Origin of the sequence: Rhodanobacter terrae, assembly GCF_042657005.1 — a bacterium.
In the GTDB taxonomy this organism is placed as follows: domain Bacteria; phylum Pseudomonadota; class Gammaproteobacteria; order Xanthomonadales; family Rhodanobacteraceae; genus Rhodanobacter; species Rhodanobacter terrae.
Genome location: NZ_JBHSNG010000060.1, coordinates 1 through 3,630 on the forward strand (window position 1 = coordinate 1; position 3,630 = coordinate 3,630).

Genomic DNA, 3,630 nt, shown 5'->3' on the forward strand with positions numbered 1-3,630 from the left:
ACCTTTCTGAAACTGCACCCTATTCATCGCCATGACTCACACTCCCGTCGAGAACATGGCTTCAGCATCCCTCGCTGCCGTCGCACATCATGCGACTTGCAACTGAGGTTCGACGCTAATCAGGTCCGCTGATGCATCTGCAACACTCCTGCTGCCGTGGCAACGCTCAGTGTGTTGCATCCACCGGTTGAATCCGCCGTCGACCTCTGCCTGTCGCAGCTTGCTCAACCATCATAGGAACTGGAGTGTGCGCCAGATGAGCCGGGAGACCGGTGTCTCCCCGGCGACCGTGCAGCGCATCTGGCATGCCTTCGGGCTCAAGCCGCACTTGTAGGAGACGTTCAAGTTATCCACCGATCCGTATTTCGTGGACAAGGTGCGTGACGTGGTGGGGCTCTACCTGGCCCCGCCCGATCGAGCGCTGGTGTTGTGCGTGGATGAGAAGAGCCAGATCCAAGCGCTCAACCGTACCCGGCCCGGCTTGCCACTCACCTTCGGCAAGCCGGCGACGCACACGCACGACTACCAGCGTCATGGTCTCGGTGCTCCGAATAATCGAATGAATAACCGGCCGGGCGTAACGTGTCAAATTTGCGCCAGGCCGCCGTCGACGGCGACTTCGCTGGCGGTCATGAAGCTGCTGTCCGACGACGCGAGAAAGGCAGCCACAGCTCCGATCTCCGCCGGATCGGCCATGCGCTGGAGCGGAGTCATCGAAGCGAAGATTTTCTGGCCCTCCTCGCCTAGCGCCTCCTTCGCCAGTTCGGTCGCCGTCGCCCCGGGCGACAACACGTTTACCCGGATGCCGGCGCCCTTCAGGTCCTGCGCCCAGGTTCGCGCGAGGTTGCGCACGGCCGCCTTGCTCGCGCTGTAGGCGCTCATTCCCGGGGCGCCCGTGGTGCCGGCGCTCGATCCGGTCAGGATGATCGAACCGCCCTTGCCCATCAGCGGCAACGCCTGCTGGACCGTGAAGATCGTACCCTTCACGTTGGTGTCGAAGGTTTCGTCAATGTGCTCGGCGGTGATCGTGCCGAGAGGAAGCTGGCTTCCCGCCCCGGCATTGGCAAAGACGATGTCGAGGGTTCCGCGCTCGGCCTTCACCGCCGCGTAGAGTCGGTCGAGGTCGGCCAGATCGGAGACCGAGCCTTTCACCGCGCGGGCATGGGGCCCGAGGTCGGCCACAGCGGCGTCGAGCGCTTCCTGCCTGCGGCCGAAGATGAAGACGAAGGCGCCCTCCTCGATGAAGCGCTTTGCTGCGGCGCGGCCGATGCCGGTAGCGCCACCGGTGATCACGGCGATCTTTCCATTCAGTCTGGTCATGTCATGCATCCTTCGTTGGGATGGCACAAGCAGGTGGTTACGATGCTGCGGCGACGGAGGCCGGTCGCGCGGGCTCGTTCTTGAACAGGTCCTGGAAGATCAGAGGCGCCCAGCTCTTGTCCCGCACCTGTACCAGCGTGCCGCCCTCTTCGAGTTTCCCGAGATGGACGGGTGCGAAACCCAGTTGTTCGGCGAGGGCTGCCACCCGCGCCGCAGCCGCTTCGTCGTCGCTCGTCAGGAACACGACCCGGCGGCTGCCCTTGACGTTCGGGTCGGCGGCCAGCGTCCTCGCCGGCAGATGATTGAAGCCCTTCACGAACCGGGCGCCGGGGAAGGCTTTGGCGACGTCGGAAGTAGACAAACCCTCGAAGCCGTTCATCGCATCCACGACCGTCTTGCTCTGCCAGCTCGACAGGGTTTTGGCGACCTCGCGATGTCCCTCGAAGAGAACGGCCAGGAAGATCACGTCCGCCTTGACCGCTTCCTGCAGCGTTTTGGGGACGACCTTGGGTCCGATCGCCTGCGCCTGTGGCAACAGTGCTTCGGGCGGCCGCCGGCTGGCGACCGCGACTTCGCTTAATACGATCTATTTTCTGGATGTATATGCTCGACAACGTCACCATCAACCAGTTGCGTGCGTTCGTGGCGGTGTGCGATCAGGGAAGCTTCTCGGGTGCGGCGCGGAAACTCGGCCGCGCGCAGTCGGCCATCAGCCACGCGATCAAGGCGCTGGAAAGCGCGTTCGATGTCGAGTTGTTCGAGCGCAACACACGGAAGGCGCAGCTCACCGCGGCGGGGCGCAGCCTCCTGCCGGACGCACGGGCGGTGATCTCACGCACGGAAGAAATGAAGAACCGCGCCGGCTCGATCGCCAAGGCCGGGGTGCCGCAGGTTTCGGTGGCGGTCGATGCCTACTTCCCACGCACCCACCTGATCGACTGCTTGCGCACGCTTCAACAAGAGTCCCCGACCGCAGCGATCAACCTGCGCATTACGACCATGCAGGGCGGCGAGAACCTGGTGCTCGAAAGGGTGTGTGCCCTGGCCGTCACAGTCGAGAACGTGCCGGAGGTGAACCCGGATGCCATGGAACGCCGCTGGCTGTGCGAGGCTGAGATGGTGACGGTATGTGCGCCATCCTATCCGCTCGTTTCGGCACCGAAACCCATACCGGTGGACGAGTTTGGTCGACATGTTCAGATCGTCGTTACGGACAACCAGCCGGAAGCGGAAAAGACCCAGCAGGGAGTTGCCGGCAAGCGCCTGTGGCTGGTCAATGATCTCGGCGCCAAACGTGACCTTCTCAAAGCCGGTCTCGGCTGGGGGCACTTGCCGCGACATCTCATCGGCGAGGATCTGGCGAGTGGAGAGCTCGTCGAACTTGAACGCCGCGCTTGGCACCTCGGTCCGCTCACGTTCGTGATCTCGCAACGTCGGGGTTATGACCTCTCCCCTTGCGAATCGCGGCTGCTCGAGCTTCTTGGCAAACCTCAGTGCACCCCAGCGGCACCCCGTTTCAGGTAAAGGATGGTCTGAATAAGTCCACTGCGGTCTGGAGAAGGGTGCCCCTTGTGGGAGCGACTTCAGTCGCGATCGCGTAGCAGTGCGCTGCGCCGCCTGACTGTGCATCGAGCCGCTGCAACGCCGGGATGCTGCAGGCCGCTGCCGCGGCCATCGCGACTGAAGTCGCTCCCACAATCTCGGCGACGAGCAGAAGCTTGTTCAGACGTTCCCTAAACGGCACGCGATGTCTCGAAATCTCGTCGCCGACTGGAGGTGTTCTCAGGCTTCTATGGGCCCGCCTCTACAGCGAAGCACCGTCGCCGATTTGTTCCATCCCGTATTGAAGCTTCCTGGGTCCATCTCGCGGGTGCGACCATGGAACCGGTAGCGAAACACCCATGACTTGGAGAGAGAAGCGGGCGCCCGCAGATAAAGCCATCTCTCTGCACACCCGCATCACGCCATCAAGCGCGTACTGCGTCCAGTGCAATAGGATCTTTCACCACACAATGCGAATAGTCGCACCTCACCTGACACAAGCCATTCACGGCTGAACAGCCATCCGAATTATCGGTACGTCTGCAGCAGCCAGGCATTCAACCCAACCGGTCATGCAGAAAACGATCCGCACGGAAACATCGCCTGTCCTGGCGATGAGAGCTGTCTTGTGCCCTAGCCACACACGTTTACCTCCGGGGTGATACGCCAAACGGGGACTGACGAGCGTTTCGCACCTGCTGACCCAGTGGGCCAAGCACTACCGCGAGCTTCGTTCGCACACCCAGCAGGACATCCCCGTGAAAAAAA

3 protein-coding genes and 1 pseudogene are annotated in these 3,630 nt (G+C 62.5%); 2 read left to right on the forward strand and 2 right to left on the reverse strand.

What is annotated here, in order from left to right:
- Nucleotides 1–238: 238 nt before the first annotated feature.
- Nucleotides 239–538: pseudogene (locus ACFPPB_RS20130) on the forward strand (IS630 family transposase); the annotation flags it as partial.
- Between the two features lie 47 nt (nt 539–585).
- Here ACFPPB_RS20130 and ACFPPB_RS20135 read toward each other — a convergent pair.
- Nucleotides 586–1,320, reverse strand: coding sequence for an SDR family NAD(P)-dependent oxidoreductase (locus ACFPPB_RS20135; protein ID WP_377330421.1), 735 nt, complete (start codon nt 1,318–1,320; stop codon nt 586–588).
- 37 nt (nt 1,321–1,357) lie between these two features.
- Nucleotides 1,358–1,906: an NADPH-dependent F420 reductase gene (locus tag ACFPPB_RS20140; RefSeq protein ID WP_377330424.1), complete on the reverse strand. Its 549-nt coding sequence runs from the start codon at nt 1,904–1,906 to the stop codon at nt 1,358–1,360.
- A 17-nt stretch (nt 1,907–1,923) separates the two neighbouring features.
- On the opposite strand from ACFPPB_RS20140, the gene ACFPPB_RS20145 reads away from it, so the two are divergent.
- Nucleotides 1,924–2,844, forward strand: coding sequence for a LysR family transcriptional regulator (locus ACFPPB_RS20145; RefSeq protein ID WP_377330422.1), 921 nt, complete (start codon nt 1,924–1,926; stop codon nt 2,842–2,844).
- Nucleotides 2,845–3,630 lie beyond the last annotated feature (786 nt).